Annotated in this window: 24 protein-coding genes and 1 other RNA gene; 14 read left to right on the top strand and 11 right to left on the bottom strand. The window is 66.2% G+C overall.

Annotated elements, in window-relative coordinates:
• Positions 1–98 precede the first annotated feature (98 nt).
• A complete protein-coding gene (locus VHO04_RS14485) occupies positions 99–551 on the bottom strand; it encodes a GatB/YqeY domain-containing protein (RefSeq protein ID WP_329628942.1) in 453 nt (150 codons plus the stop codon).
• A gap of 132 nt (positions 552–683) precedes the next feature.
• On the opposite strand from VHO04_RS14485, the gene carA reads away from it, so the two are divergent.
• The 5 genes from carA to VHO04_RS14460 all read left to right on the top strand — a co-directional run bounded on the left by carA (position 684) and on the right by VHO04_RS14460 (position 6,796).
• Positions 684–1,856, top strand: coding sequence for a glutamine-hydrolyzing carbamoyl-phosphate synthase small subunit (carA, locus tag VHO04_RS14480; RefSeq protein WP_329628941.1), 1,173 nt, complete (start codon positions 684–686; stop codon positions 1,854–1,856).
• Positions 1,853–2,239 (top strand): hypothetical protein, encoded by a 387-nt coding sequence (locus VHO04_RS14475; RefSeq protein WP_257543714.1) that lies wholly within the window; start codon positions 1,853–1,855, stop codon positions 2,237–2,239. The genes carA and VHO04_RS14475 overlap by 4 nt, the downstream gene beginning before the upstream one ends.
• Positions 2,239–5,571: a carbamoyl-phosphate synthase large subunit gene (gene carB / locus VHO04_RS14470; protein ID WP_329628940.1), complete on the top strand. Its 3,333-nt coding sequence runs from the start codon at positions 2,239–2,241 to the stop codon at positions 5,569–5,571. Before VHO04_RS14475 ends, carB begins: the two co-directional genes overlap by 1 nt.
• Before the next feature lie 96 nt (positions 5,572–5,667).
• Positions 5,668–6,144 carry a transcription elongation factor GreA gene (gene greA / locus VHO04_RS14465; RefSeq protein WP_257543712.1) on the top strand — a complete coding sequence of 159 codons (477 nt, stop codon included), beginning with the start codon at positions 5,668–5,670 and terminating at the stop codon, positions 6,142–6,144.
• Positions 6,145–6,160: 16 nt separating this feature from the next.
• Entirely contained in the window at positions 6,161–6,796 is a 636-nt protein-coding gene (locus VHO04_RS14460; RefSeq protein WP_329628939.1) for a rhomboid family intramembrane serine protease, read from the top strand.
• A 173-nt stretch (positions 6,797–6,969) separates the two neighbouring features.
• On the opposite strand, the gene VHO04_RS14455 is transcribed toward VHO04_RS14460, so the two are convergent.
• The 5 genes from VHO04_RS14455 to VHO04_RS14435 form a co-directional block, all read right to left on the bottom strand.
• Complete coding sequence (locus tag VHO04_RS14455) at positions 6,970–7,515, bottom strand: NUDIX hydrolase (RefSeq protein WP_329628938.1); 546 nt, start codon at positions 7,513–7,515, stop codon at positions 6,970–6,972.
• Positions 7,516–7,668: 153 nt separating this feature from the next.
• Positions 7,669–8,349: a hypothetical protein gene (locus VHO04_RS14450; protein ID WP_329628937.1), complete on the bottom strand. Its 681-nt coding sequence runs from the start codon at positions 8,347–8,349 to the stop codon at positions 7,669–7,671.
• A gap of 12 nt (positions 8,350–8,361) precedes the next feature.
• Complete coding sequence (locus tag VHO04_RS14445) at positions 8,362–9,186, bottom strand: TPM domain-containing protein (RefSeq protein WP_329628936.1); 825 nt, start codon at positions 9,184–9,186, stop codon at positions 8,362–8,364.
• Positions 9,183–9,707, bottom strand: coding sequence for a TPM domain-containing protein (locus tag VHO04_RS14440; protein WP_329628935.1), 525 nt, complete (start codon positions 9,705–9,707; stop codon positions 9,183–9,185). The genes VHO04_RS14445 and VHO04_RS14440 overlap by 4 nt, the downstream gene beginning before the upstream one ends.
• Before the next feature lies 1 nt (position 9,708).
• Positions 9,709–10,311, bottom strand: coding sequence for a LemA family protein (locus tag VHO04_RS14435; protein WP_329628934.1), 603 nt, complete (start codon positions 10,309–10,311; stop codon positions 9,709–9,711).
• Positions 10,312–10,429: 118 nt separating this feature from the next.
• Between VHO04_RS14435 and mscL the strand changes: the two genes are divergently transcribed.
• Entirely contained in the window at positions 10,430–10,846 is a 417-nt protein-coding gene (mscL, locus tag VHO04_RS14430; RefSeq protein WP_329628933.1) for a large conductance mechanosensitive channel protein MscL, read from the top strand.
• A gap of 109 nt (positions 10,847–10,955) precedes the next feature.
• Positions 10,956–11,300, top strand: a transfer-messenger RNA (tmRNA) gene (gene ssrA / locus VHO04_RS14425).
• Positions 11,301–11,472: 172 nt separating this feature from the next.
• On the opposite strand, the gene VHO04_RS14420 is transcribed toward ssrA, so the two are convergent.
• Positions 11,473–11,883, bottom strand: a complete 411-nt coding sequence (locus VHO04_RS14420; protein ID WP_329628932.1) for a helix-turn-helix domain-containing protein — start codon at positions 11,881–11,883, stop codon at positions 11,473–11,475.
• 69 nt (positions 11,884–11,952) lie between these two features.
• Here VHO04_RS14420 and VHO04_RS14415 point away from each other — a divergent pair, with 69 nt between their 5' ends.
• The 4 genes from VHO04_RS14415 to VHO04_RS14400 all read left to right on the top strand — a co-directional run bounded on the left by VHO04_RS14415 (position 11,953) and on the right by VHO04_RS14400 (position 16,971).
• Positions 11,953–12,588, top strand: coding sequence for a cation transporter (locus VHO04_RS14415; protein ID WP_329628931.1), 636 nt, complete (start codon positions 11,953–11,955; stop codon positions 12,586–12,588).
• 122 nt (positions 12,589–12,710) lie between these two features.
• Positions 12,711–14,393 (top strand): MFS transporter, encoded by a 1,683-nt coding sequence (locus tag VHO04_RS14410; protein WP_329628930.1) that lies wholly within the window; start codon positions 12,711–12,713, stop codon positions 14,391–14,393.
• Positions 14,390–15,607 carry an HlyD family secretion protein gene (locus VHO04_RS14405; protein WP_329628929.1) on the top strand — a complete coding sequence of 406 codons (1,218 nt, stop codon included), beginning with the start codon at positions 14,390–14,392 and terminating at the stop codon, positions 15,605–15,607. The genes VHO04_RS14410 and VHO04_RS14405 overlap by 4 nt, the downstream gene beginning before the upstream one ends.
• Positions 15,604–16,971 carry an efflux transporter outer membrane subunit gene (locus VHO04_RS14400; RefSeq protein WP_329628928.1) on the top strand — a complete coding sequence of 456 codons (1,368 nt, stop codon included), beginning with the start codon at positions 15,604–15,606 and terminating at the stop codon, positions 16,969–16,971. Before VHO04_RS14405 ends, VHO04_RS14400 begins: the two co-directional genes overlap by 4 nt.
• Before the next feature lie 127 nt (positions 16,972–17,098).
• On the opposite strand, the gene VHO04_RS14395 is transcribed toward VHO04_RS14400, so the two are convergent.
• Positions 17,099–17,824, bottom strand: a complete 726-nt coding sequence (locus tag VHO04_RS14395) for a TetR/AcrR family transcriptional regulator (RefSeq protein ID WP_329628927.1) — start codon at positions 17,822–17,824, stop codon at positions 17,099–17,101.
• A gap of 19 nt (positions 17,825–17,843) precedes the next feature.
• Between VHO04_RS14395 and VHO04_RS14390 the strand changes: the two genes are divergently transcribed.
• From VHO04_RS14390 to VHO04_RS14380, 3 genes are read left to right on the top strand one after another with little or no spacing between them, the layout of a single operon-like run.
• Complete coding sequence (locus tag VHO04_RS14390) at positions 17,844–19,025, top strand: efflux RND transporter periplasmic adaptor subunit (protein WP_329628926.1); 1,182 nt, start codon at positions 17,844–17,846, stop codon at positions 19,023–19,025.
• A gap of 10 nt (positions 19,026–19,035) precedes the next feature.
• The gene (locus VHO04_RS14385; protein WP_329628925.1) at positions 19,036–22,203 is read left to right on the top strand and encodes an efflux RND transporter permease subunit; all 3,168 of its coding nucleotides are present in this window, start codon (positions 19,036–19,038) and stop codon (positions 22,201–22,203) included.
• The gene (locus VHO04_RS14380; RefSeq protein ID WP_329628924.1) at positions 22,196–23,605 is read left to right on the top strand and encodes an efflux transporter outer membrane subunit; all 1,410 of its coding nucleotides are present in this window, start codon (positions 22,196–22,198) and stop codon (positions 23,603–23,605) included. Before VHO04_RS14385 ends, VHO04_RS14380 begins: the two co-directional genes overlap by 8 nt.
• A 152-nt stretch (positions 23,606–23,757) precedes the next feature.
• Here VHO04_RS14380 and VHO04_RS14375 read toward each other — a convergent pair whose 3' ends face one another.
• The 3 genes from VHO04_RS14375 to VHO04_RS14365 all read right to left on the bottom strand — a co-directional run bounded on the left by VHO04_RS14375 (position 23,758) and on the right by VHO04_RS14365 (position 26,932).
• The gene (locus VHO04_RS14375; protein ID WP_329628923.1) at positions 23,758–24,789 is read right to left on the bottom strand and encodes a formylglycine-generating enzyme family protein; all 1,032 of its coding nucleotides are present in this window, start codon (positions 24,787–24,789) and stop codon (positions 23,758–23,760) included.
• Positions 24,790–24,974: 185 nt separating this feature from the next.
• Entirely contained in the window at positions 24,975–25,397 is a 423-nt protein-coding gene (locus tag VHO04_RS14370) for a DUF4112 domain-containing protein (RefSeq protein ID WP_297664379.1), read from the bottom strand.
• 41 nt (positions 25,398–25,438) lie between these two features.
• Positions 25,439–26,932: an ABC transporter substrate-binding protein gene (locus VHO04_RS14365; RefSeq protein WP_329628922.1), complete on the bottom strand. Its 1,494-nt coding sequence runs from the start codon at positions 26,930–26,932 to the stop codon at positions 25,439–25,441.
• Positions 26,933–26,963 lie beyond the last annotated feature (31 nt).

The following is a 26,963-nucleotide window of genomic DNA, read 5'->3' as shown; positions in this document are numbered from 1 at the left end:
GAGCGAAGTCGAGACACCCATCGATATAGCGCAAGGTCGATGGGTGTCTCGACTTCGCTCGACACGAACGGATTGGGAAGTTGGCTCTCGCCGGAAAGTCAGCCCAGCGCCGCCTTCACCCATCCGCTTGCCTTGCTCATGTCGAGCTCGGAGCCGTGGCGTTCCTTCACCGCTGCCATCACGCGGCCCATGTCCTTGAGGCTCGCCGCACCGAGTTCCGCGACGATCGCCTTGATCGCGGCAACCGCGTCTTCTTCCGAAAGCTGCGCGGGCAGGAAATCCTCGATCACCACGACCTCGGCGGCTTCGGCGTCGGCGAGTTCCTGGCGGCCGCCCTGTTCGTACATGGTGATCGATTCGCGGCGCTGCTTGACCATCTTTTGCAGCACGTCGGTCACCAGCACATCGTCGTCGGCCGGCGCGGTGCCGGTCCTGAGTTCGATGTCGCGGTCCTTGATCTTTGCCAGCATCAGCCGGATCGTGCCCAAACGCGCCTTGTCGCCCGCTTTCATCGCGGCAACCTGCGCAGCCTTGATGTCATCGCGAATCATGCGTGTCCTCTTTGCGCTGCAAATTTCGGAAAGGCCCTCTCTAGCGGCAAGATTCACAATCCGATAGCTTGTGAATCATTTTTTTGGCTCCTACTTGGTCGGCCGTTTAGCCTTCCATCCGGAGCAGATTAAATGGCACCAGCCAATCCTTCCGTCGCGCCTTCCGGGGCGACCGGCGTCCTCGTCCTTGCCGACGGCACGATCCTGTGGGGCGTGGGATATGGCGCCGCGGGCGCGGCGGTCGGCGAGATCTGCTTCAACACCTCGATGACCGGCTATCAGGAAATCCTGACCGACCCGAGCTATGCCGGGCAGGTCGTCACCTTCACCTTTCCGCACATCGGCAATGTCGGCGCGAACCCGGAGGATATGGAGCGCGGCGTCCATGGCGCAGTCGGCTGCATCACGCGCGAGCTGCCGACAAGCCCAAGCAATTTCCGCAGCGTCCAGACACTGCCCGAATGGATGACCGAACAGGGCGTGATCGGGCTGGCAGGCATCGACACGCGCGCGCTGACCCGCCGCATCCGCGACGCCGGGGCGCCGAACGGGGTGATCGCGCACAGTGCAGACGGCAAGTTCGACATCGACGAGCTGCTTGCGATGGCGCGCGGCTGGGCGGGGCTTGAGGGCATGGACCTTGCGAAGGCGGTCAGCCGCACCGACACCGGCGACTGGACCGGCGGGGCGTGGACGCTCGGGCACGGCTACGCGACCGAGGACGGCGCCGAGCGCCCGCATGTCGTGGCGATCGACTATGGCGCGAAGGACAATATCTTCCGCAACCTCGTGAAGGCCGGTGCGCGCGTCACCGTGGTCCCCGCGACCGCGAGCCTCGACGAGGTGCTGAGCCACCAGCCCGCGGGCGTGTTCCTGTCGAACGGCCCGGGCGATCCCGCCGCGACGGGCGACTATGCGGTGCCGGTGATCCAGGGGCTGCTCGATCGCGACATTCCGCTGTTCGGCATCTGCCTCGGCCATCAGATGCTGGGCATCGCGGTCGGCGCGAAAACGGTGAAGATGCACCAGGGCCACCGCGGCGCGAACCACCCCGTCCAACGCGTCGGCGGCGATTTTGGGGACGGCGTGGTCGAGATCACCAGCATGAACCACGGCTTCGCGGTCGACGCCTCGACGCTGCCCGCGGGCGTGGTCGAAACGCACAAGAGCCTGTTCGACGGATCGAACTGCGGCATCGCGATCACGGGGAAGCAAGCGTTCAGCGTCCAATATCACCCCGAGGCAAGCCCGGGGCCGCAGGACAGCTTCTATCTGTTCGAGAAATTTGTTGGGGCGCTCAATTGAAGCGCGACGCACTGATATGGATTGCAACGGGAGCATTTGCTGCCTCGGCCAGCTGGCTTTTGGTTGATGTCCTGTCGCAACCGAAAAGAGAGCCGGCTTTGGTGGTTTGGGACAATTTTTCGGACGAATTGTATGAGAAGCGCAAGGCCGAGGCTGAGGACTTGCTTCCGCGATCTGCTTATCAATGCAAAATAGGTCAATTCACCTATAATGCCCCGATTCCAGATGGTTACGGAGAGCTATTTGTGCCAATCGGTAGGAATTCTCCCAATGCAATAAATTGCCTGCTCGATATCGCCAAGGAATGGCAAGTGACCGTACGGTTCACCAATGAATTCGAATGGTCGATGGCCGGCAAAGCTGCGCAGACAGAGAAGAAATAATGCCCAAAAGAACCGACATCCAATCCATCCTCGTCATCGGCGCCGGCCCGATCGTTATCGGTCAGGCGTGCGAGTTCGACTATTCGGGGACGCAGGCGATCAAGGCGCTGAAGGAGGAGGGCTATCGCATCGTCCTCGTCAACTCCAACCCGGCGACGATCATGACCGATCCCGACCTCGCCGACGCCACGTACGTGGAGCCGATCACGCCCGAGATCGTCGCCAAGATCATCGAGAAGGAACGCCCCGACGCGGTGCTGCCGACGATGGGCGGGCAGACCGCGCTCAACACCGCGCTCGCGCTGTTCAACGACGGCACGCTGACCAAATATGGTGTCGAGATGATTGGCGCCGATGCGGAAGCGATCGACAAGGCCGAGGACCGGCAGAAGTTCCGCGACGCGATGGACAAGATCGGGCTGGAGAGCGCTCGCAGCGGCGTCGCGCATACGCTCGATGAGGCGTTCGCGGTGCTCGAACGGACCGGGCTGCCGTCGATCATCCGTCCGTCCTTCACCTTGGGCGGCACCGGCGGCGGCATCGCCTATAACCGCGAAGAGTTCGAGCATATCGTCCGCGGCGGCCTGATCGCCTCGCCCACCACCGAAGTCCTGATCGAGGAATCGCTCCTCGGCTGGAAAGAATATGAGATGGAGGTGGTGCGCGACCGCAAGGACAATTGCATCATCATCTGTTCGATCGAGAATGTCGATCCGATGGGCGTCCATACCGGCGACAGCATCACCGTCGCCCCCGCGCTGACGCTGACCGACAAGGAATATCAGATCATGCGCAACGCGAGCATCGCGGTGCTGCGTGAAATCGGTGTCGAAACAGGTGGGTCGAACGTCCAGTTCGCGGTCAATCCGAAGGACGGCCGCCTGATCGTGATCGAGATGAACCCGCGCGTGTCGCGCTCGTCGGCGCTCGCGTCGAAGGCGACGGGCTTCCCGATTGCGAAGGTCGCGGCGAAGCTGGCGGTCGGCTACACGCTCGACGAGATCATGAACGACATCACCGGGGTCACCCCGGCGTCGTTCGAGCCGACGATCGACTATGTCGTCACCAAGATCCCGCGCTTTGCCTTCGAAAAGTTCAAGGGCGCCGAGGCGACGCTGTCGACCGCGATGAAATCGGTCGGCGAGGTGATGGCGATCGGGCGCACGATCCATGAAAGCCTGCAAAAGGCGCTGCGCGGGCTGGAAACCGGACTGTCGGGCTTCAACTTCGTCGAGCGGCTGAAGGGCGCCACGCACGATCAGCTTCGCAGCGAACTCGCCCAGCGCACCCCCGACCGGCTGCTCAACACCGCGCAGGCGATCCGCGAGGGGCTGCCGCTCGCCGAGATCAACCGCGTCGCGGGCTATGACATGTGGTTCCTCGAACGCATTGCCGAGATCGTCGCGGCCGAGGAGGATGTCTGCCGCAACGGCCTGCCGCGCGATGCCGAGGGGCTTCGCAAGCTCAAGGCCATGGGTTTTTCGGACAGGCGCCTTGCCTATCTGGCGCTCCAGTCGGCGAACCTTCGCCCGGGATCGAAGCAGGCGACCGCGCGCGGCAGCGGGCTGATCCACGAGGCGGTGAAGGCGATGACCGGCGGTGTGACCGAAGCCGAGGTGCGCGACCTGCGCCACAAGCTCGGCGTGCGGCCGGTGTTCAAGACGATCGACACCTGCGCGGCGGAGTTCGCCGCGAAGACGCCCTATCTCTATTCGACTTACGAAGCGCCGACCTTCGGCGAGCCCGAGAATGAGGCGAACCCTAGCGACCGCAAGAAGGTCGTCATTTTGGGTGGCGGTCCGAACCGGATCGGGCAGGGGATCGAGTTCGACTATTGCTGTTGCCACGCCTGCTTCGCGCTCGAAGAGGCGGGCTATGAAACGATCATGGTCAACTGCAACCCGGAGACGGTGTCGACCGATTACGACACCTCGGATCGCCTCTATTTCGAGCCGCTGACCGCCGAGGATGTGCTCGAAATCCTGCACGTCGAAATGTCGAAGGGCACCCTCGTCGGCGTGATCGTCCAGTTCGGCGGGCAGACGCCGCTCAAGCTCGCGAAGGCGCTGGCGGAGGCGGGGATTCCGATCCTCGGCACCTCGCCCGATGCGATCGACCTCGCCGAGGACCGCGAGCGTTTCGCGGCGCTCGTCAACAAGCTCGGCCTCAAGCAACCCGAGAACGGCATCGCGCGCAGCCGCGAGGAGGCCGTCGCGGTCGCGGCGCGCATCGGCTATCCGGTGCTGACGCGCCCCTCCTATGTGCTCGGCGGCCGCGCGATGGAGATCGTCGACGATCAGGCGCAGCTCGAACATTATATCGAGACGGCGGTGCAGGTGTCGGGCGATTCGCCGGTGCTGATCGACCGCTATCTGCGCGACGCGATCGAGGTCGATGTCGACGCGCTGTGCGACGGCACCCCCGGACCTTCTGGCGTCGTTGTCGCGGGCGTGCTCCAGCATATCGAGGAAGCCGGCGTCCATTCGGGCGACAGCGCCTGTTCGATCCCGCCCTATAGCCTGTCGGCCGCGATCGTCGCCGAGATCGAGCGCCAGGCCGATGCGCTGGCGCGCGCGCTGGAGGTGCGGGGGCTGATGAACATCCAGTTCGCGGTCAAGGATGACGAAGTCTATCTGATCGAGGTCAATCCGCGCGCCAGCCGCACCGTGCCTTTCGTCGCGAAAGCGGTCGGTTCGCCGATCGCCAAGATCGCGGCGCGGGTGATGGCGGGCGAGAAGCTCGCCGACCTGCCGACGATCAACCGCGACATCGCGCATGTCGCGGTGAAGGAAGCCGTCTTCCCCTTCGCGCGCTTCCCCGGCACCGATCCGGTACTGTCGCCCGAGATGAAGTCCACCGGCGAAGTCATGGGAATCGACAGCAATTTCAACCTGGCATTCGCCAAGGCGCAGCTCGGCGCGGGCGACCGGCTGCCGACCAGCGGGCGGCTGTTCGTGTCGGTCAAGGACAGCGACAAGCCGCGCATCCTCGATGCCGTCCGCCGCCTCGTCGGCTGGGGCTGGCAGGTGATCGCGACCGGCGGCACCGCTACCTATCTCGCCGAACAGGGGATCGCGGTCGAGCGCGTCAACAAGGTTGCCGAAGGGCGCCCGCATATCGTCGACCGGATCAAGGACGGCGACGTCCAGCTCATCTTCAACACCACCGAAGGGTGGCAGTCGCTGCAGGACTCGCAATCGATCCGTGCCTCGGCGCTGGCGGCCGACGTCGCTTATTATACGACCGCGGCGGGCAGCGATGCCGCGACCCATGCGATCGGCGCGCTGCGCGCGCACTCTCTTGAAGTGAAGCCGCTACAAGACTATTATTGAAGGACCGCTCCACCTCCCCGACATTACGGAAACAGCGGCTCAGCCGCCCGGCGCTCACCCGCCGAGGCGGAATTTTTGACGAAGGACAACAGGATAATGGCAAGCGTTGAAAAGGTGCCGATGCTGGCAGAAGGCTATGAGAAGCTGAGCACGCAGCTCGCGGCTCTGAAAGCCGAACGCCCCCTCATCGTCGATGCGATCGAGGAAGCGCGCGCGCATGGCGACCTTTCGGAAAATGCCGAATATCACGCCGCGAAAGAGCGTCAGGGCCAGGTCGAGGCTTCGATCGGCGACCTCGAGGACCGGCTGTCGCGCGCCCAGATCATCGACCCGACGACGCTGTCGGGCGACCGCATCGTGTTCGGCGCGACCGTCACCCTCGCCGACGAGGACGACAAGCCGGTTCGCTACCAGATCGTCGGCCAGGCCGAGGCGGACGCCAAGGACGGCAAGATCAGCTACAACTCGCCGCTCGGCCGCGCGCTGATCGGCCGCAAGGTCGACGACGAGATCGAGGTGACGGTGCCCGCGGGCGACAAATATTATCTGGTCACCAAGATCGAATTCGTCTGATTTCGGAGCGCGGACGATGAAGCCGCAGGACGCGCCGCTGGTCACGGGCTTTGCGCTCGTTTGCGTGGTCCTTTTCGTCCTGCTCCAGATCACCGGCTTTCAGGGCGAGGCGATCATGCGCGCGGGCTTCATTCCCGCGCGGTTCGGAACCGAGGTCATCGCGCCGCCGGGGACGATGCTGCCCGTTTTCCTGACGCCGCTCAGTTCGGCCTTCCTGCACGGCGGCTGGCTGCACCTGATTTTCAACATGGTGATGCTGCTGTTCATCGGCCGCCAGCTCGAGGCACCCTTGGGGGGCAAGGCGATGGCGGTTCTGCTGCTTGCGGGTGCCTATGCCGGCGCGCTCGCGCAGTTCCTTGCCGATCCGGGGTCGGCCATCCCGATGATCGGGGCGAGCGGGGCGATTTCGGCGCTGCTCGCGGTGTTCGCGCTGATCTTCAGCCGCACGCAGACCTCGGCGATCGGGCCAATCCCGGCGCATTGGGTGCGCGCGCTCTGGCTCGCCGCGGCGTGGATCGGACTGCAACTCGCGCTCGGCTTCGCGGGCGGCGGCGGGTTCGGCGCGGTCGCGATCTGGGCCCATGTCGGCGGATTTCTGGCGGGGCTGCTGCTGGCACGGCCGCTGCTGCGCTGGCGGTTCGGGGGGCGGTAGAGGCTGGTCCGAAGCGGAGCACGGCTCTGGGTTAGGGAGCGTATCCCCATCTTCGTCATTCCCGCGAAAGCGGGAACCCAGAGTGAGGTCAGCCGACGCACGCTCTGGGTTCCCGCTTTCGCGGGAATGACGATGCTATGAGACGCTGAATATCGCCTATCGGTTGGTAGCGGCTATTCTGCGAGCAACCCACCTGCCAGTAACATCGCCACGCGCACGTCGATCCCGCAGCCTTCGGCGCGTTTGGCCGCGATGAAATCCGCGATGCCGGCCAGCGGAACGCGGTGAACGGTGATGTCCTCGCCATCGACCCCGCCGCCGTCGCCGACCTTGATCAGCTTCTTCGCGACGAGCAGCGTGAAGCTTTCGCTTACCATGCCGGGCGAGCTGTAAAATTCGCCGACGGTGCGCCAGTCGGCGGCGCGATAGCCCGTCTCTTCCTCCAGTTCGCGCCGCGCCGCGATCTCCGAAGCCTCGCCCGCGGTGTCGTCGCCGACGAGACCGGCGGGCAGTTCGAGGCAGCGGACCTTCAGCGGCACCCGATATTGCTCGACCAGAAGGACGTGGCGCCCGTCGGATGCTTCGTCGATCGCAAGGATCACCGCGGCGTGAATGCCGCGCGAGCGCGAGACATATTCCCACGTTCCCTGCTGTTTGACGGTGATGAAGCGGCCCTCCCAGCGGGTTTCGATGGGGGTGTCGGGGGAGGGGATGGGCATGGGGTGTCCTTTCAGCGGCTTGCGTGCCGGATGGGCGTGATCAATCGTCATCCCGGCGAAGGCCGGGATCTCGCCCTATCGTCACCGGCGAGATCCCGGCCTTCGCCGGGATGACGGAATCTCATATCGGTGTTTGGACGGCGAACGCGGCCTTCACAGTTCGATCAGCCGATCCGGCAGTTCGTTCGGATTCTCGCTCCCGCGCGGGAAATGGTCGGCGAGGACCAGCCCCATCTGGCGCACCGCTTCGGCCATGCCTTCGCCGGGCTGGCCCTTGCGGACGAGGTCGATCAGCGCGGCCATCGCGTCGCCCCAGACCTCGGGCGCGACCTTGGCGGCGATCGCTTCGTCGGCGACGATGTCGGCGCGATGCTCGCGCAGGCTGACGTAGAGGAGGATGCCGGTGCGACCCAATGTCTTCGCCTCGGTGCCGACCTTGAACAGATCGATCGCGCGGGCGCGCACGCGAGCCGCCAGGATCGCGCGCGGCGTCAGCCACAGGCGCAGCGGAAGCCAGAGCAAAATCAGCCATACGCCGATCCATTTGAGAACGCCGATCGCGATCACCGTTCCCAGCCACTGGTTGGCGGTGAGTTCGTGGCCCCAGCCGCCTGTAATCCGATAATAAAGCCCCTGATAGAAATCGGGGAACAGCGCGACGATCGACATGGCGAGGAACGCGATCACGCTTGCCCAGACGAGCGCTACATCGTCATAATCGTTCGATTGCGCGGCGATCACGGTGACAATCTCGCCGCTCGTGCCCTCCTCGGCCGCGGCGACCGCAGCCGTAACGCGGTCGTGGTCGGCTTCGCTGACGTGGCTGACTTTCATCGCTTCGCTCCTTTACCAGCCGCCCGAGGCGCCGCCGCCGCCGAAGCTGCCACCGCCGCCCGAAAAGCCGCCGCCCCCGCCGAAGCCGCCGCCGCCTCCCCATGAGGAACCGCCGCCGCCCCACGATGATCCGCCGCCCCCGCCCCAGTCATTGTCGCCCCAGACGATGATCGGCGCGCCGCCCCAAGGGCGGTTCTTGCGATGCCGCTTGCCGCGACCACGGAAGGCCGACAGCATTGGCAGGACGAAGAAGATAAAGACGATGAAGCCGATAAAGAAGAGCCCACCGAAATCGCCGTCGTCGGCACGGTCGCGCGCGGCCTTGTCGGCGGCGGCAGCGCGCGCGGCGGCTTCCTCGGGCGGGAGCTGGATCTGCTGCGCGATTGCATCGACCCCCGCCTGGATTCCGCCGGGATAGTCGCCCGCCTTGAATTTCGGGGTGACGTCGTCGCGGATGATGCGGCCCGACAAGGCGTCGGTCAGCACGGGTTCGAGACCATAGCCGACCGAGATGTTCATCCGTCGCTCGTTCGGCGCGATCAGGAAGACGACGCCGTCGTTGTTGTCCTTGCCGCCGATGCCCCAGTCGCGGCCGAGCTTGTAGCCATAATCGGAGATGTCATTGCCTTCGAGGCTGTTCACCGTCGCAACGACGAGCTGGTGCCCGGTGGTCTTTTCGAGCTGTTCGAGTTGGACGCCCAGATTGGCTTCCTCGGCCGGCGGGATGATGTCCGCCTGATCGACGACGCGGCCGGTGAGCTTGGGAAAGGTCTGCGCGGTCGCGGGGGCCGCGAGCAGCGAAAGGCCCAGCGCCCAGCCGAGCAGGAGCGATCTCATGGTGTGTCTCCGGTCTCTGCGGCGATGGCGTCGACGCCGGCCGACAGGCCGCCGGCATAATCCGCCTTGGCAAAATAGGGTGTCATCCGGTGGACGATCGCCTGCGCCTTGTCGTCGGTCAGTATCTTTTCCATGCCGGTGCCTGTGGCGATGCGCATCTGCCGTTCCTTCGGTGCGATCAGGACGACGATGCCGTCGTCGTGGTCCTTGCGTCCGATCTGCCAGCGGTTGCCGAGACAGGTGCCGAAATCGTCGACCCGCGCGCCGTTGAGGTCGGGGACCGTCGCGATGACCATCTGGTGCCGCGTATCGCTTTCGTAACGGGCCAGACGCTCGGACAAGCGCGCCTCCTGTTCGGCGGTCAACAGGTCTGCCGCATCGGTCACGCGGCCCGCGAGCGCCATTTGGGGAATGCCGTCGCAGGCCGCCGTTTCCTTTGCGGCAGCGGGTTCGGGCGCCGCCTTGCAGCCGCCCGCGACCACCAGGATCGCGAGCGGAACGGCAAGGGCGGCGGCGCGCATCCTATTGACCGAAATCGACCTTCGGCGCGACGTTCGCATTGGGGCTGACCGCCTTGTATGGTGTCATCGGCTTGGCGCCGTGGACGATCTTCGCGCCGATGATGTCGGGGAAAGTGCGGATCGTCGTGTTATAATCCTGCACCGCGCTGTTGTAATCCTGGATCGAGACGTTGATCCGGTTCTCGGTCCCTTCGAGCTGGGTCATCAGGTCGGCGAAGCGCGCCTGGCTCTTGAGCTCGGGATATTGTTCGACGGTGACGAGCAGGCGGCCGAGCGCGCTCGACACATTGCCCTGAGCCTGCTGGAACGCCTGAACCTTCGCCGGGTCTTCGAGGTCGTCGGTGCTCAGCTTGACCTGCGTCGCCGAGGCGCGCGCCTGGATCACGCCTTCGAGCGTCGACTGCTCGATCTTGGCCGCGCCCTTCGCGGTTTCGACGAGGTTGGGGATCAGGTCGGCGCGCCGCTGGTAAGCGGCCTCGACATTCGCCCACTTGGCCTTTGCGGCCTCTTCCTTGGTGGGAACGCTGTTGATGCCGCACGCGGACAGCGAGACGGCGGCAAGCGGAACGATCAGCCAGCGGGCGGAACGATAGGTCATGGTCATCAATGCTCCCTCGCGCGGCGTTTTGCCGCAACAATACACATAATAGGATCGTGCTTGCCTTTGCGCAATCGTCGCGGCAATTTCGCGCTACGGAATATATCATCCGGGGAGCAGCAACATGTTGTCGGAATTCAAGGAATTTATTGCCAAGGGCAATGTCATGGACCTGGCGGTCGGTGTGATCATCGGCGGCGCGTTCGCAACGATCACCGGCTCGCTGACCGAGGATCTGATCATGCCGCTGGTCGGCTGGATCTTTGGCGGGGTCGATTTTTCGAGCAAGTTCATCCTGCTCGGCAGCGTTCCCGACGGGATCGCCGCGACCGACTATGCCGCGCTCAAGAAGGCCGGCGTCGCGATGGTCGGCTATGGCGCCTTCATCACCGCGGTGATCAATTTCCTGATCCTGGCGTGGATCATCTTCCTGTTGGTGAAGATGGTGAACCGCATGACGCGCCGCGGCCCCGATGCGCCCGCGGGACCGACCGAGGTCGATATCCTCACCGAAATCCGCGACGAATTGCGGAAGAAATAATCTGAGCCGTCACCCCGGCGAAGGCCGGGGTCTCGCCGGTGCGCATAACCTTGGCGGCGAGATCCCGGCCTTCGCCGGGATGACGAACAAGGTGGAAATTGCGGTAAGCGCCCTTTCCAACCGTCTGACCACACCCTATATCAATTCTGCCGGTTTCGGCCGGCTATGAGGATAAATGGTGTCGTGGAATAGACACAGCGGACCCGGGGGCAGTACCCGGCGGCTCCACCACAAACCCGCGGTTTTGCGGGCTTCTGACGGGGCCGAACCAGGATCGACGTGTGTTCAAAGACGATGTTTTCTTCCGGGCTGAGTAACCCGTTCAAGGCTCAAACCTATAAGTGCTAACGATAACGAAGCACTCGCTCTGGCTGCGTAACCGATAAGCCTCACGGCCTAAGGTTATTCAAATAGAACGCGGTTCGGACCGAACCGGGCAACAGAATCGGATACCAGCGGCTGGGGACGAGCCGGGCAACAGAATCGTCCCACCTTTCCTCAAATTCCTTGCCCGTCATTCCCGCGAAGGCGGGAATCCAGCTTCTTAGCTGGCCACACCGGGTCAACCCGTCGAATGTCGCAAGCTGGATTCCCGCCTTCGCGGGAATGACGAAAGGGGAGGAGCGCTAGTGTGCGCGCTCGCATTGCCCATGATCGCCCAGCGCCTCGATCACGCGGCAGTCGCCCGCGAGGCCGCCGCGGCAGCGGCCGACGATGCGCTGGAGCTCGTCGCGGAGCGCCGATAGTTGCGCGATTTTTTCCTCGACCTGTTGCAGATGTCTGGTCGCGATCCGGTCGGCTTCGCCGCAATCCCGGTCGGGGTGGTCCGACAGGTCGAGCAGCGAGCGAATTTCCTCGATCGTGAAGCCGAGGTCGCGCGAATGGCGCACGAAGCTGAGCCGCGCGCGATGCCCGCCGTCATAGCTGCGATAATTGGCGTCGGTGCGCGCGGGCGGCGGGAGCAGGCCGATCCGCTCGTAATAGCGGATGGTTTCGATGTTGGTGCCGGTGGCACGCGACAGTTCGCCGATTTTCATCGCTTGACCCTGTAGTGGCTACAGGCTGCATATAGGAGGCCGACTCGACGATGTAAGGAGGCTTCGGCGATGGCCGATCAATGCTGTGCCGGGAAAAGCGGCAAGACCGCGCTCAACGATCCGCGCTGGCGGCGCGTGCTGTGGATTGCGCTGATCGTCAACGCCGCGATGTTCGGGGTCGAGATCGTCGCGGGCGTCGCGGCGGATTCGCGCGCGTTGCAGGCCGACGCGCTCGATTTTCTGGGCGACAGCGCCAATTATGCGATCAGCCTGGGCGTTGCGGGCATGGCGATCGGCTGGCGGGCGCGGGCGGCGCTGCTCAAGGCGGCGACGATGCTCGCCTTCGGCCTCTGGGTCTTCGCTTCCGCCGTGTGGGGCTTCGTCGCGGGCACCGCGCCCGAGGCGGAGACGATGGGACTCATCGGCGCGCTGGCGCTGGTCGCGAATGTCGTCGTCGCGCTAATGCTCTATCGCTGGCGCACCGGCGACGCGAACATGCGATCGGTCTGGGTCTGCTCGCGCAACGACGCAATCGGCAATCTCGCGGTGATGGCGGCGGCGCTCGGCGTGTTCGGCACCGGGCAGGGCTGGCCCGACCTTCTGGTCGCGGCCATCATGGCGGGGCTTGCCATCTGGGGCAGCATCGACGTGTTCCGCCATGCACGCAGCGATCTGGCGGGCGCGGCGGCGGGCGAGGCCGCGTGAAGAACCGATAGCGAAAAAGGTTTTCGCGCGCTGCGCCCGCGCATATTGTGCGGTGACGATGCCGATGGACCCGATCCTGCAAAGCGCGCGGAAAAACGCCGCCGAAGCGCGAAGCGAGTCGCATGGCTGAGGCGCGCCCCACCGCCGCGCCGGCTGAGGAATATGTCTTCAAACCGCACGAGCGGCCCTTCATGCCGGGCTCGCCCGCGTCGCCCGATCATCCGGGGCTGCGCAAGATCGGCTATTTCTTCATCGGCCTCTATCTCGCGATCGTCGGGGGTTTCACCAACGGCCTGCTGATCGCGAACCTGACGAGCATCCAGGGGCATATGGACCTGACCCCGGCCGAAGGCGGCTGGGTGACCGTAGCCTACAACATGACGAACGCGTGCATGAGCATCCTGCTCTATAAATCGCGCCAGCAGTTCGGCATCCAGCGCTTCGTGCGCGTGATCATGATCGCGCTGCTCGTCGCCAATTTCCTTCAGCTTTTCGATGCCGGATACCGGATGGAGCTGATCGCGCGCGGGGTGTCGGGGATCGCGGCGAGCGGCCTCACGACGCTCGCGGCCTTTTACCTGATGCAGGGGCTCCCGGCGGAAAAGCGCATCGCGGGCTTTCTGCTCGCGATCGGCCTGACGCAGGTCGCGGTGCCCTTTGCCCGCGCCATCTCGCCGCTGCTGCTTTTCGACGGCGACGTGTCGCATCTGTTCGATTTCCAGTTCGCGCTGTCGCTCGTCGCGGTCGGGCTGGTTTTCCTGTTGCAGGTGCCGCCGGGCGAGACGATCAAATCCTTCGAGAAGCTCGACCTGCTCACCTTTCCGATGCTGGCGGCCGGGGTCGGACTGCTCTGCGCCTTTCTGGTCCAGGGGCGCATCATATGGTGGTCGACCCCCTGGCTCGGCGGCGCGCTCGCGGCCTCGGTGGTGCTGATCGGCGCGGCCTTCCTCATCGAGCACAACCGCCAGAACCCGATGCTCCGGACGCGCTGGCTGGGCAGCGCCGAGCTCGTCCAGTTCGCGCTGATCGGGGCGCTGGTGCGCGTCCTGACGTCGGAGCAGAATTTCGGCGCCTCGGGGCTGCTGGCGGCGACGGGACTCATCAACGAACAGCTCGTCTCCTATTATTGGGTGCTCACCGGCGCGACGCTCGCGGGAGCGATCCTCGCGATCCTGCGGCTCGATCCCACCGACCTTCGCCGTCCGGTGCTGGTATCGCTCGCGGTGATCACGATCGGCGCCTTTCTCGACACCCATTCGGGGCTGCGCACCGGGCCGGTGAACCTCTATTTCTCCCAAGCGGCGATCGCCTTCGCCGCGGTCTATTTCATGGGGCCGATGATGATGGAGGGGCTGCTCCGCGCGCTGACCAAGGGGCCGTCCTATCTCGTCAGCTTCGTCGGGGTGTTCAGCCTGTCGCAGACGCTCGGCGGCCTTGCGGGCGTTGCGGCGCTGTCGGCCTTTCACACGCTGCGCACCAAGGCGCATCTGATGACGCTGGGACAAAGCATCTCGACCAACGATCCCGCGGTCGCGCAGGGGATCAACAGCCTGGCGGGTGCGCTCACCGGCGACATGACCGACCCGGTGCTGCGCAGCGCGGTTGCCGGGTCGCAGGTGGTGCGCGAGGCGGCGCGCGAGGCGACGATCCTGGCGTTCAACGACGTATTCTTCGTCATCGGCGCCTTTTCCGCGTTGGCGTTCGTTCCGCTATTCGTGCGTTGGGCCTATGACCGGCGGCGCGGGCACAATCCGCTGGCGAAGGAACTGGAAGCATTGCAAAAAATGAGGGCGCAGAACCAATGAGCGACGACAGGTCCGACACGCCGCAGCCGGAAACGCCCGAGCCTGCGCCGAAGGCGCCCGCATCGAAGGCTCCCGCGCCGACCCCGGCAGCGGAGCCCGCGCTCGAAGCGCATAAGGGATCGCCCGACGACCAGATCGGCCCGCCGCCCGCGGGCTGGCGGCCGCCGCAGTCGCGCGGTCGGATCATGTTGTTCGGCGCGATCATCCTCGCCGGCGCGCTCGCCATCCTTTATGCCTGGGGCCTGCCGCCCTTCCGGCCCGACAGCCAGACCACCGACAACGCCTATATCCGCGGCCAGACGACGATCATCGCGCCGCAGGTCGGCGGCTATGTGACCGAAGTGCTGGTGCAGGATTTCGAGCGCGTCGCGGCGGGGCAAGTGCTCGTGCGGATCGACGACAGCATCTATCGCCAGCGCGCGGCGCAAGGAGCGGCGAATATCGCGGCGCAGAGCGCCAGCCTCAGCAACAGCGAGCAGAGCCAGCGCTCAGCGGAGGCGCAGGTGCGGTTGCAGGACGCCGCCGTCGCCAACGCGCAGGCGCAGCTTCAGCGCGCGCAGGCCGACATGCGGCGCGTGGGTGAGCTCGTCGATGCCGGATCGGTGTCGCTGCGCGAGCGCGATCAGACGCTCGCGGCGCTCCGCCAGGCCGAGGCGGCGGTGCGCCAGGCGCAGGCGCAGCACCAGATCGCGGTCGAGCAGGTGCGATCGGTCACGGTCGGGCGCAGCGGGCTCGAAGCCGGGGTGGAGAATGCCAAGGCGGCGAGCGGGCTCGCCGCCATCGACCTCGGCCGCACGGTGATCCGCGCGCCGCGCTCGGGCAGCCTCAGCGAGGTGTCGGTGCGCGTCGGCCAGCTCGTCAATCCGGGCACCCAGCTCATGTATCTGGTGCCGCAGACGCATTGGGTGGTCGCCAATTTCAAGGAATCGCAGACCGCGAACATCCGTGTCGGGCAAAAGGCGCGGATGCGCGTCGACGCGCTCGGCGGGGAAGCGCTCAAGGGCACGGTCGAAAGCGTCGCGCCTGCGGCGGGGAGCGAGTTCAGCGTCATCAAGCCCGACACCGGATCGGGCAATTTCGTGAAGGTGCCGCAGCGCATCGCGGTGCGCATCCGCATCGATCCGGGGCAGAAGCTCGCGGCGCGGCTCGGCCCGGGCATGTCGGTCGTCGCCACCGTCTATACGGGCAGCGCCGATACGGATGGCGGGCGGTGAGACGCGCCGCGCTGTTTTTGCCGCTGCTGCTCGGCGCCTGCGTGCCGGCGCTGACGCCGCGCCCCGAGGGCAGCACCGTCGCGCCGCCCGCCGATTGGCGCACGACATTGCCCGCAGACGGCGCGATCGACGCCGCCTGGTGGGGGCGCTTCGGCGATCCTGAGCTTACCGCGCTCGTCGAGCAGGCGCGCGCGAACAATAGCGATCTCGCCATCGCCGCGGCGCGCGTCGCCGAGGCGCGTGCGCAGGAGCGCGTGGCGCGGTCGCTGCTGCTGCCCACGCTGTCGGCCAGCCTGCCGGGATCGGAAGCGCGGACGGTCAACGCCTTCGGCCAGCCGAGCGAGAGCGTTTCGGCGCAGCCGACCTTCCAGGCGGCTTATGAGGTCGATCTGTTCGGCGGCAATGCGGCGCGGCGCGATGCCGCGCGCGCCAATGCCGCGGCGGTCGCGGCGGCGCGCGAGGCGGCGACGCTGTCGGTCAGCGCGGCGGCGGCGAGCGCCTACATCACGCTGCTTGCGCTCGACGCGCGGCGCGATCTTCTGAAGCAGACGCTGGTTTCGCGCGGCGAAGCGCTGCGCATCGCGCGCGACCGCGCCGAGGCGGGCTACACGTCCCAGCTCGAATTGCGGCAGTCGGAGGCCGAATATCGCGCCGCCGAACAGCAGATTCCGGCGATCGAGGCGGCGATCGCGCGGCAAGAGAATGGATTGTCGCTGCTCGTCGGCGACACGCCGCACGCGATCGCGCGAGCGAATTTCGATGCACTGGCGACCCCGGCAGTGCCCGCCGTTCTGCCCTCCGAACTCGTCCGCCGCCGGCCCGACATCGCGCAGGCCGAATATGCGCTCGCTGCGACCGACGCCAATCTGCGCGCCGCGCGCGCGCAGTTCCTGCCGCAGATCCGGCTTTCGGCCTCGGCGGGGGCGGCGGTGTCGAACCTGCTCGGCGATCCGATCAGCATCTGGTCGATCGGCGGCAGCATATTGGCGCCGATCTTCCAGGGCGGGCGGCTGCAGGGGCAATATGACGCCGCGACCGCGCAGCGCGACCAGGCGGCCTTCGCCTATCGCAAGTCGGTGCTCACCGCATTTCGCGAGGTCGAGGATCAGCTTGCGCTGATCGACCGGCTCGGCGCGCAGGAACAGGCGCTGATAGCGCAGCACACCGCCGTCGCCGAAGTGCTGCGCCACGCGACCAACCGCTATCGCGCGGGCTATTCGCCCTATCTCGAACAGATCGACGCGCAGCGCGCGCTGCTCGCGGTCGACCAGGCGCTGATCCAGCTTCGTGCCGACCGGCTCAGCGCTTATGTCGCGCTGTATCAGGCGCTGGGGGGCGGGGCGGGCGAGGGCGCCGAGCCATAATCTGCATCATCCCAATCCGTTCGTGTCGAGCGAAGTCGAGACACCCATCGGAACAGCGCAAGGCCGATGGGTGTCTCGACTTCGCTCGACACGAACGGGACGGTGGTCGGATATGAGGCTCGGCGCTCTACCCGATCCTGAAATGCGCGAAGAAGGGCCGAAGCCGCCAGCGGACCTGATCCTCGTCGAGCATCCCGTCCTCGACCCCCGCCAAGGTGCTGAGCATCGAATCGCCCGAAACGATTGAGACGAACAGTTGCGCGGCGGCTTCCGGATCGTCGATCTCGGCTTCGCCGGCCGCGGCCCAGTCGGCGAACAGGTCCGAAAGCTCGCGGATCGCGGGCATATGCAGGTCGCGATAGATTTGCAGCGCGAAATCCCGGTCGCGAAGGCATTCGGAAACCAGCATCTTCATCAGCGCGATCGCGCGCGGCGAGCGGCGGAATTCGCGCTCGCTTTCGACATAATTCATCAGCGTTTCGACGTTCGATTGCGCCGCAATGTCGCCGCGTTCCATGCGGGTCAGCACCGTCTGGTCGCGCCAGCGCGTCGCGATCGCGTGAAGCAGGCCCTGCTTGTTGCCGAAAAGCTCGTAGAGCGTCGCGAGCGACCCGCCCGACCGCCGGACGATTTCGGCGAGACTCGTCCTGTCATAACCTTGTTCGATGAACAAAGCTTCGGCTGCGTCGAGAATCGCCTCGTGCCGCCGTTCGCGCGGGGTCGGCCTATCCGCCTGACATATCGTCGATTCGCACTTGTCCAACGCTTCTTCTCTCCCTTGCTCTTCTCTGTAATTTAGATTACATGGCGATTCAACGCAACGGTTCCGGCCCGTTTTACGTTCAGCAAACATCGATTTTCCAGGGGTCCTTATGATTCGCCTTCGTCCCGTGGCAAGCGCCGCCTGCGCTGCGCTGGCCCTCGTGCTGGCTTCCTGCTCGTCCAAAGCGCCGCCCGCGCCGCCGCCGCCCGAGGTCAATATCGTGACCGTCGGCACCCAGGCGGTGCCGAACGTCATCGAACTGCCCGGCCGCGTCCAGGCCTATCGCACCGCCGAGGTGCGTGCGCGTGTCGACGGCATCGTCGAACGCCGCCTGTTCGAGGAGGGCAGCTATGTCGCCGCGGGCAAGGCGCTGTTCCGTATCGATCCGCGGCAGCTCACCGCCAACGTCAATGCCGCGCGCGCGCAGCTCGCCCGGGCGCAGGCGACCGCGGCGAACGCGCGGCAGGTCGTGAACCGCTATCAACCGCTCTTGTCGGAACAGGCAATCGGCAAGCAGGAATATGACGCCGCGGTCGCGGCGCAGCGCACGGCCGAGGCCGACGTCCAGTCGGCGCAGGCCAATCTCGATTCGGCGCGGCTCAGCCTCGGCTATGCGACCGTCACGGCGCCGATCGGCGGCCGCGCGCGGCGCGCCGAGGTGACCGAGGGCGCGCTGGTCAGCGCCGCGCAGGGCACGCTGCTGACGACGATCGAACAGATCGACCGCGTCTACGTCAATTTCGGCCAGTCGAGCTCCGACCTGATGGCGATCCGCCGCGACATGGAATCGGGGCGGTTGCAATTGCCGCCCACAGCGCGGACCGAAGTGCAATTGATCCTCGAGGACGGCACACCCTATCCGGTCGTCGGGCATCTCGATTTCTTCGATCTGTCGATCGACGAGGCGACCGGCACCGCGGCGCTGCGCGCCGAATTCCCGAATGCGGACAATGCCCTGCTGCCCGGTCAGTTCGTGCGGGCGCGGATCAAGGCCGGCATCCGCCCCAACGGCATCCTGATCCCGCAGCGCGCGGTGAAGCTGTCCGCCGACGCGGCTACGGTGATGATCGTCGATGCCCAGAACAAGGCGGCGATCCGCCCCGTCAAGCTCGGCACGATGGAGCAGGGGCAGTGGGCGATCGTCGATGGCCTGCGCGCCGGCGACAAGGTGATCGTCGATGGCCTGCAAAAGGTGCAGCCGGGGCAGGCGGTGAAGGTTGCGGGTACCGCCGCGACCCGGCCCCAGCCCGCCCGGACCGCACCGCCCAAGACCGCGACGACTAAGCGCTGAGGCCGACCGCATGACTCCCCGTTTCTTCATCGACCGGCCCATCTTTTCCTGGGTCATCGCCATCGGCATCCTGCTCGCCGGGATCATCGCGCTGCGCGGGTTGCCGGTCGAGCAATATCCGTCGGTCGCGCCGCCGTCGCTGACGATCAGCGTCACCTATCCCGGCGCCGACGCCGGGACGCTCGAGCAGAATGTCACGCAGGTGATCGAGCAGGAACTGAACGGGGTCGAGGGTTTCCTCTACATGGCCTCGACCAGCGAATCGAACGGCACCGCGTCGATCACCCTGACCTTCGAGGCGGGGACCGACATCGACAATGCGCAGATGGAGGTCCAGAACCGCCTGCGCCGCGTCGAGCAGCGCCTGCCCGAGGATGTGCGGCGGCAGGGCATTTCGGTGACCGAGGCCAATTCGGGCTTCCTGCTGATCGTCGCGATCACGTCGAAGAGCGGCAAGACCGACCCGATGGAGATCAACAATTTCGCCAACACGCGCGTGCTAGACGAGCTGCGCCGCGTCAACGGCGTCGGCAATGTCCAGGCCTTCGCGCCCGAATATGCGATGCGCATCTGGCTCGACCCGCAAAAGCTCGCCTCCTATCATCTGTCGCCCGCCGAAGCGCTCGGCGCGGTGCAGGAACAGAACAGCCAGACGCCCGGCGGCCAGCTCGGCGATCAGCCGCTCGCCAAGGGCGCGCAGCTCAACGCCGTCATCACGACGCAGGGCCGCTTCACCAAGCCCGAACAGTTCGCAAGCATCATCCTGCGCGCGAACCCCGACGGGTCGGCGGTGACATTGGGCGATGTCGGCCGCGTCGAACTCGGCGCCGCGAGCTATCTCTTCTCGTCCGAACTCAACGGCAAGCCGATGGCGGGCCTCGCGGTCCAGCTCACCCCCGGCGCCAACGCGCTCTCGACCGCGGCGGGCATCCGCGAACGGATGGACGAGCTGGCCAAGGGCTTCCCGCCCGACGTCACCTGGTCGATCCCCTACGACACGACCCCCTTCATCAGCCTGTCGATCGAGGAGGTGGTCAAGACGCTTGCCGAGGCGATGGCGCTCGTCTTCCTCGTCATGTTCCTCTTCCTCCAGAACTGGCGCGCGACGGTGATCCCGACCGTTGTCGTCCCGATCGCGCTTGCCGGTGCGTGCCTTGGCCTATGGATGGCAGGCTTCTCGATCAACGTGCTGACCCTGTTCGGCATGGTGCTGGCGATCGGCATCCTCGTCGACGATGCGATCGTCGTGATCGAGAATGTCGAGCGCATCATGAGCGAGGAGCATCTCTCGCCCTATGAGGCGACGGTGAAGGCGATGAGCCAGATCACCTCGGCGATCATCGGCATCACTTTGGTGCTGATCGCGGTGTTCATCCCGATGGCCTTCTTCCCCGGATCGACCGGCGGCATCTATCGCCAATTCTCGCTGACGCTGGCGATCTCGATCGGCTTTTCGGCGCTGCTCGCGCTGACGCTGACCCCGGCGCTGTGCGCGACGCTGCTGAAGCCGCACGACGCGGCAAAGCGCAGCGGGCCGATCGGCGAGCGCGTCGACCGTTTTTTCGATGGGTTTAACCGCTGGTTCGGCCGCACGACCGACCGCTATCAGGGACAGGTCGGCCACGTGCTGTCGGCGCCGCTGCGCTGGCTCGGCGTCTTCCTGGCGCTGGTTGCGATCACCGCTTTGCTTTTCTTCCGCCTGCCGGGTTCGTTCCTGCCGCAAGAGGATCAGGGCTTTCTGATTACGGTGGTTCAGGCGCCGCCGGGCGCGACGACGCAGCGCACCGACATCGCCGCGAACCAGGTCAAGAAATTCTTCGCGGAGCAGCCGCAGGTCGCGGACACCGTCTTCGTGCGCGGGTTCAGTTTCTTCGGCCAGGGGCAGGCGAACGCGATCATGTTCACGCCGCTGAAACCGTGGAAGGAACGCCACGGCAAGGAGAACAGCGCCGACGCGATCGCCGGCAAGGCGATGGGCGCCTTCATGGGCATCAAGGAGGCGTTCGTCTTTTCGCTGAGCCCGCCGTCGATCCCCGAACTCGGCACGTCGAGCGGCTTCACCTTCAAGCTGCAGGATCGCGGCGGGGCGGGCCGCGATGCGCTGCTCGCGGCGCGCAACCAGATGCTCGGCGGTGCGATGCAGAGCAAGAAACTCGCCAACGTCCGGCCCGAAGGGCAGGAGGACGCGCCGGTGCTCAAGGTCGACATCGACCGCATCAAGGCGCGCGCGCTCGGCCTGTCGATCGGCGACGTCAATGCGACGCTCGCGATCAGCTTCGGCAGCGCTTATGCCAACGATTTCACCCGCGAGGGCCGCGTGCTGCGCGTGCTGCTCCAGGCCGATGCCGCGAGCCGGATGACGCCGCAGGACGTGCTCGACCTCAAGGTGCGCAGCGCGGCGGGCGAGATGGTGCCCTTTGGATCGTTCAGCACCGCCGAATGGTCGGCGCAGGCGCCGCAGCTTCAGCGCTACAACGGCTATCCCGCGATGACGATCTCGGGCGAGCCCGCGCCCGGCCAGTCGACCGGCGAGGCGATGGCGGAGATGGAGCGGCTGGCGCAGGCGCTGCCCGCGGGCTTCGCCTATGAATGGACGGGCATCTCCTATGAGGAAAAGCAGTCGGCGGGGCAGATCGGCATGTTGCTTGGCCTGTCGCTCGTCGTCGTCTTCCTGTTGCTCGCGGCGCTCTACGAAAGCTGGTCGGTGCCGGTTTCGGTGCTGCTCGTCGTGCCGCTCGGCGTGCTCGGCGCGGTGCTCTTCTCGATGCTGCGCGGGCTGTCCGCCGACATTTATTTCAACGTCGGGCTGATCACGATCATCGGGCTCGCCGCGAAGAACGCGATCCTGATCGTCGAATTCGCGATCGAGCAGGAGGCCGAAGGCAAGGGGACGCTCGATGCGGTGATGGAGGCGGTGAAGCTGCGCCTCCGCCCGATCATCATGACCAGCATGGCCTTCATCCTCGGCATGGTGCCGCTGGTGATCGCGAGCGGGGCGGGAGCGGCGAGCCGCCGCGCGGTCGGCACCGGCGTGATGGGCGGCATGATCGCCGCGACCTTGCTGGGCATCTTTTTCATCCCGCTCTTCTATCTGTCGGTGCGCAAGTGGCTCAGTCGCAAGCGGCCCCCGGCGCCGTCCGAGAAAAGCCATCATGAGGAGGGGCCGACCCATGCGTAAGCCGATCCTGCTTCTCGCCGCGGCGACGATGCTGTCGGGGTGCGTCAACCTTGCCCCGCCGCATGAGCGCCCGGCGCTGCCGACCGCGCCCGACTATCCCGAAGGCTTTGCGAACGACGTCACGCTCGGCCAGCGCGCGACCGAGATATCGTGGCGCGATTTCTTCGCCGACCCGCAACTCGCGGCGCTGGTGTCGCGCGCGCTCGAGCGCAACCGCGACCTCGCGATCGCGGTGGCACGGATCGAGGAGGCGAAGGGGCAATATCGCATCCAGGACGCCGACCGCCTGCCGACCGTCGGGGCGAGCGCCGACGCGACGCGCAGCCGCGCCTTTTCGGCGCTGTCGACGCCGCCGGGCCCCGACACCTCGAACCGCTATTCGGTCGGGGTCGGGGTCACCGGCTTCGAGCTCGATTTCTGGGGGCGGGTGAAGAATCTGTCCGAAGCGGCGCGCAGCCAATATTTCGCGACCCAGCAGGCCGAGCGCGCCTTTCGCCTGTCGCTGATCCGCGACACCGCCTCGACCTATTTCGCCGCGCGCGGGGCGGAGGAGCAGATCGTCCTGGCCGAAGCGACGGTGACCAGCCGCCGCGAGGGGCTGCGCATCGCCAAGCTGCGGCTCGACGCCGGGGTGACTTCGGCGCTCGACTATCGCCAGTCGGAGACGCTGCTGACGCAGGCCGAGACGCAGCTTGCCAGCCTGAAGCTCGCCAAGGCGCAGGCGGATAATTTCCTCGCCGTGCTCGTCGGCGGACCGCTTCCGGCCGACCTGCCCGCGCCGCTGCCGCTCGTCGACCAGTCGCGCCCGCCGGCGCTGACCGCGGGGCTGCCGTCCGAGCTGCTGGTGGCGCGGCCCGACATCTTGCAGGCCGAGGAACAGCTTCGCGCCGCGCGCGCCAATGTCGGCGCGGCGCGCGCCGCTTTCTTCCCGTCGATCTCGCTCACCGGCAATGTCGGTTTTGCGTCGTCGTCGCTCGACAGCCTGTTCGGCAACAATGGCCTGACGTGGAGCTTCGGCCCGACGATCAGCCTGCCGATCTTCGATTTCGGGCGCAACAAGGGCAATCTGACCGTCGCCGAGGCGCGCGAGAATATCGCGGTCGCGACCTATGAGAAGACCGTGCAGTCGGCGTTCCGCGAGGTCGCCGACGCGCTCGCGGGCCGCCGCCATCTCGCCGAGCAGGTCGAGGCGCAGGAGCGCGGGACCGAGGCGACGCGCCGCATCGCCGACCTTGCGCGCAAGCGCTATCGCGAGGGGGTGTCGACCTACCTCGAAGTGCTCGACGCCGAACGCAACCTCTTCGCGTCCGAGCAGGCGCTGATCGAACTGCGCCGGGCGCAGGTCGACAATCTGGTAACGCTCTATGTCGCGCTGGGCGGGGGGCTGGTCGAACCGTCCTGATATAGAGCGACGTGCGTTAAACCTCTGCCGTTCGCCCTGAGCTTGTCGAAGGGCCGTTCTTTCTTCCAGCGCTGCCAGAAGAAGGACGGTGCTTCGACAAGCTCAGCACAAACGGAAGAGAGGGGGCGGATTAAAACGCACGGTGTTCTGAACTATCGGCTCCCACCAGCCGCAGGCGGCTTGTCGTAAACAAGGCGAAAGCCGACGTTGCTCGTCCCCATGCCCGGATCGCGACCTTGGCGCGAGGCGGGGCGATAGCGCTGGCAATAGTTGGGCGCGCAGAGATAGCTGCCGCCCTTCACCGTGCGCGACGGCACGTCGGGGCTGAACGGATCATAGGCCGATCCTTCGTCGGGGCCTTTGGGATCATCCCTGTCCTTCGGATCGTGGCCGGGGCGGAAGAAATCCGACGTCACCTCCCACACATTGCCGACCATGTCGTAAAGGCCGTTGGCGTTGGGTTTGTAGCAGCCGACCGGCGCCACGCCTTTAAAGCCGTCGGTTTCGGCATTGTAATTGGGGAAGGCGCCCTGCCAGCTGTTCGCCTCTTCGGGCTGGACATTCTTCGACCGCTGACCCGCGCTCGCCGCATATTCCCATTCGGCCTCGGTCGGGATGCGGCCGCCCGCCCATTCGGCATAGGCAACCATGTCGTCCCACGCGAGATGAACGACGGGTTCGTCCGCGACGGCGTCGGGGCCGTTCGGACCATAGGGCTTTTTCCACGAAGCGCCGGGGACATATTTCCACCAGTCGGTGTAGCGGTTCGACGGGAAATCGGGCGGGGTGAAGACCGCCGATCCGGGTTTCAGCATGTCGGGCGGAATCTGGTCGGCGGGAACGTTGAATTGTTTCGGATCGACCGGCTTTTCGGCGACCGTGATATAGTGCGTCGCCGCGACGAAGGCGGCGAACTGGCGGTTGGTCACTTCGTGCGGGTCGATCCAGAAGCCGTGGACGCTGGTCGTCCGCACCGGCCCCTCCTCGTCATAGACATCCTCTTCGCCCATCGCGAAACTGCCGCCAGCGAGGCGCACCGGCGTGTCAGCGATGCGCGGGCAGGTGCGCGTGCGCGCGGCCGCTTCCTCCTTCGCCTGCGGCGCTCCGCCGCCGCACCCGGTCAACGCCGCGAGCGATGCCGCCGCCAGCAGCGCGCTGAAGAGAGCGAATGCGGGACGTGGCATGATCTTCTCTCCCCCGTGCGGGCGCACCATCGCCCCCGGTCGCGACTTTGCGCCCGTGCCGCCGCATCGAATAGGGGAAAGCCCCGCGGTGCGGAACCCCGATCTACCGGTTTGGCTCCCATCAAGACGTGATTTTCGAGGTTCGTAATCCAGTTGGAGTTGGCGTACCGGCCGCCCATGCCCTCTTACTGGTCGATGATCATCGTCCCGGGGTGATGCTTGTCGAGATGCTTGCGGATAATCCGAAGGTTGCGGCTGTTCGACCGAAACAGAAAGTCGAAGGCGTCGCCCGCGATCGGGATCGCGCCCAGCGCGGTATCGACGCCGAGGTTGCCGATCATCCGCCAGATCTTCCACTTCGGCATCCCGAGGTTGCGCGCTTCCCAGATGATGTAGGCACCCATCGTCGCGGTGATCACGTCGCCGACGACGGGGACGAGGCCGACGATGGCGTCGAGCCCCACCGGGCGATTGATGCCGGGGATGACGAAGCTGCGTTCGAGCAGATATTCGAGCGTCTCGATCCGCTTGCGGAGCGCGGCGGGGTCGCGGCGGTTCGACACCAGCGCGTCGAAAATCGCGTCGGGATTGGGGGTGGAAGGGGCCATGCGGGTCCTTTCAGAGGGCGCCGGGGGTGCGCGCCGCTGTATTACTTAGGTAAGGCAATCAGGTGATTCAATGGGTGCGCGGCGCGGGCGTTGGCGCGCATCCCGGTCAGCCGCTGCGACGCGATCGACCAGCGCAGCGGGGTCGCGAGCGGAATGAAGGGGACATAGCGCGCGAGCATCGCTTCGGCCTCGCCGACCTGGCGTGCACGCTGACCCGCGTCGATATTGGCCATGGTCGCGTCGATGCGCTGCTGCGCATCGCGATTGCAGAGCGTGTCGGGCTGGCATGACAGGCGGCGCAGCGCCCACAGCGCATCATCGTTCGGTGCGACCTCGTCGATCAGGCGGAGGTCCGACGCGGCGTTCATGCCGACGCGTTTGCTTTCGAGCCCGATCGCCGCGAAATCGGCAGCGACATAGGCGAAGAGGATGCGCCCGCCCGGCGTGTCGGGAACCGCGATGCGCAGCGGGTCGATCGTGCGGCCGGCGTGGCGCCAGGCGTCGACGGCGCGTTTCGCCTGGATCTGGCGCGAGGCCTCGTCATAGGCGGTCCAGGCGGGCAGCAGCGGTTCCGGCCCGCCATCGCGGCGATAGACCGAGGGCCGGAGCGCCTCCTGCGGCTGCCATTCGGTGAGCCCGAAGGCATCGACGAGCCGCTGGCGCCGGATCGCGCGCGACAGCGCATCGCGATTGACGTCGGTCGCGAGGAAGCCCTCGGCGCGAGAGAAGGCAAGGCCGAAGAGGCCGGGCGCGGGATCGACGATCAGCCGCGAGCGGCCGATATTCGTCGCGGCGAAATAGGGCAGGGTCGAAAAGCGCCCGCCGACGACGCCGTCGGCATAGCCGTTCTTGAAGCGCGCGACCGCGCCCTCGGGCGAGGTGCCGATCAGCTCGATCGACGCCGCGGGATCGTTGGCGGCGGCTTCGGCCGCCTCCGGATCTTCGGCCAGCGGGTCGGGGGCGGGCGAGAGCAGGACCGCTCGGCCGACTTTGTGCACCCGCATCGGCCCCCAGCCCATGCCCTTGTAAACGATCGCCATCGACGGCTGCGCGAGCAGGTCGAGCATGTTCGGCTGCGGCACCGACAGGCGAATCTCGATGACGCTGTCGGTCATCGCCTTGATCGTGTCGATCTCCGGGAAGTCGGACTTGAGCAGGTGGCGGCTCGTCGGGGCGAGATAGGCGCGCAGCACCGTCGTGACGTCGTTGGCGGTCACCTTGCGCCCGTTGGTCCATTTCGCCTCGCGGATACGGAAGATATAGCTGCGCCCGTCGGCGGTGACGGTCCAGCGTTCGGCGAGGCCGGTGTCGATCTGTCCTTCGCCGTCGAAGCTGACCAGACCCTGCGCCGAGGCGTCGAGCAGCGCCGCATTGGCCGCCGACAATTCGCCGTTCAGCGGGTTGGCGGCGGTGTTCAGCGGCCCGATCGCGGCGATTTTCACCGGACCGCCGCTGCCGAACAGCCCGCACCCGGCGAGCGCAAGCGTCGCGGACGCGGTAAGCAGAATGGCGGTGGCGGGGCGAAGGAAGCGCATCGCGCCACCCTAAGCCGACATGGCAGGAATT

Origin of the sequence: Sphingopyxis sp., assembly GCF_036261875.1 — a bacterium.
GTDB lineage: Bacteria > Pseudomonadota > Alphaproteobacteria > Sphingomonadales > Sphingomonadaceae > Sphingopyxis.
Note: the sequence above shows the minus strand (reverse complement) of the source record. Positions and strands in the feature narration are given on the sequence as shown.

What these genes read in the sequence shown, in the direction of transcription:
- VHO04_RS14485 (WP_329628942.1), bottom strand. Translation starts at nt 551, where the DNA reads ATGATTCGCGATGACATCAAGGCTGCGCAGGTTGCCGCGATGAAAGCG.
- carA (WP_329628941.1), top strand. Translation starts at nt 684, where the DNA reads ATGGCACCAGCCAATCCTTCCGTCGCGCCTTCCGGGGCGACCGGCGTC.
- carB (WP_329628940.1), top strand. Translation starts at nt 2,239, where the DNA reads ATGCCCAAAAGAACCGACATCCAATCCATCCTCGTCATCGGCGCCGGC.
- greA (WP_257543712.1), top strand. Translation starts at nt 5,668, where the DNA reads ATGGCAAGCGTTGAAAAGGTGCCGATGCTGGCAGAAGGCTATGAGAAG.
- VHO04_RS14460 (WP_329628939.1), top strand. Translation starts at nt 6,161, where the DNA reads ATGAAGCCGCAGGACGCGCCGCTGGTCACGGGCTTTGCGCTCGTTTGC.
- VHO04_RS14455 (WP_329628938.1), bottom strand. Translation starts at nt 7,515, where the DNA reads ATGCCCATCCCCTCCCCCGACACCCCCATCGAAACCCGCTGGGAGGGC.
- VHO04_RS14450 (WP_329628937.1), bottom strand. Translation starts at nt 8,349, where the DNA reads ATGAAAGTCAGCCACGTCAGCGAAGCCGACCACGACCGCGTTACGGCT.
- VHO04_RS14445 (WP_329628936.1), bottom strand. Translation starts at nt 9,186, where the DNA reads ATGAGATCGCTCCTGCTCGGCTGGGCGCTGGGCCTTTCGCTGCTCGCG.
- VHO04_RS14440 (WP_329628935.1), bottom strand. Translation starts at nt 9,707, where the DNA reads ATGCGCGCCGCCGCCCTTGCCGTTCCGCTCGCGATCCTGGTGGTCGCG.
- VHO04_RS14435 (WP_329628934.1), bottom strand. Translation starts at nt 10,311, where the DNA reads ATGACCATGACCTATCGTTCCGCCCGCTGGCTGATCGTTCCGCTTGCC.
- mscL (WP_329628933.1), top strand. Translation starts at nt 10,430, where the DNA reads ATGTTGTCGGAATTCAAGGAATTTATTGCCAAGGGCAATGTCATGGAC.
- VHO04_RS14420 (WP_329628932.1), bottom strand. Translation starts at nt 11,883, where the DNA reads ATGAAAATCGGCGAACTGTCGCGTGCCACCGGCACCAACATCGAAACC.
- VHO04_RS14415 (WP_329628931.1), top strand. Translation starts at nt 11,953, where the DNA reads ATGGCCGATCAATGCTGTGCCGGGAAAAGCGGCAAGACCGCGCTCAAC.
- VHO04_RS14410 (WP_329628930.1), top strand. Translation starts at nt 12,711, where the DNA reads ATGGCTGAGGCGCGCCCCACCGCCGCGCCGGCTGAGGAATATGTCTTC.
- VHO04_RS14405 (WP_329628929.1), top strand. Translation starts at nt 14,390, where the DNA reads ATGAGCGACGACAGGTCCGACACGCCGCAGCCGGAAACGCCCGAGCCT.
- VHO04_RS14395 (WP_329628927.1), bottom strand. Translation starts at nt 17,824, where the DNA reads ATGTTTGCTGAACGTAAAACGGGCCGGAACCGTTGCGTTGAATCGCCA.
- VHO04_RS14390 (WP_329628926.1), top strand. Translation starts at nt 17,844, where the DNA reads ATGATTCGCCTTCGTCCCGTGGCAAGCGCCGCCTGCGCTGCGCTGGCC.
- VHO04_RS14385 (WP_329628925.1), top strand. Translation starts at nt 19,036, where the DNA reads ATGACTCCCCGTTTCTTCATCGACCGGCCCATCTTTTCCTGGGTCATC.
- VHO04_RS14380 (WP_329628924.1), top strand. Translation starts at nt 22,196, where the DNA reads ATGCGTAAGCCGATCCTGCTTCTCGCCGCGGCGACGATGCTGTCGGGG.
- VHO04_RS14375 (WP_329628923.1), bottom strand. Translation starts at nt 24,789, where the DNA reads ATGCCACGTCCCGCATTCGCTCTCTTCAGCGCGCTGCTGGCGGCGGCA.
- VHO04_RS14370 (WP_297664379.1), bottom strand. Translation starts at nt 25,397, where the DNA reads ATGGCCCCTTCCACCCCCAATCCCGACGCGATTTTCGACGCGCTGGTG.
- VHO04_RS14365 (WP_329628922.1), bottom strand. Translation starts at nt 26,932, where the DNA reads ATGCGCTTCCTTCGCCCCGCCACCGCCATTCTGCTTACCGCGTCCGCG.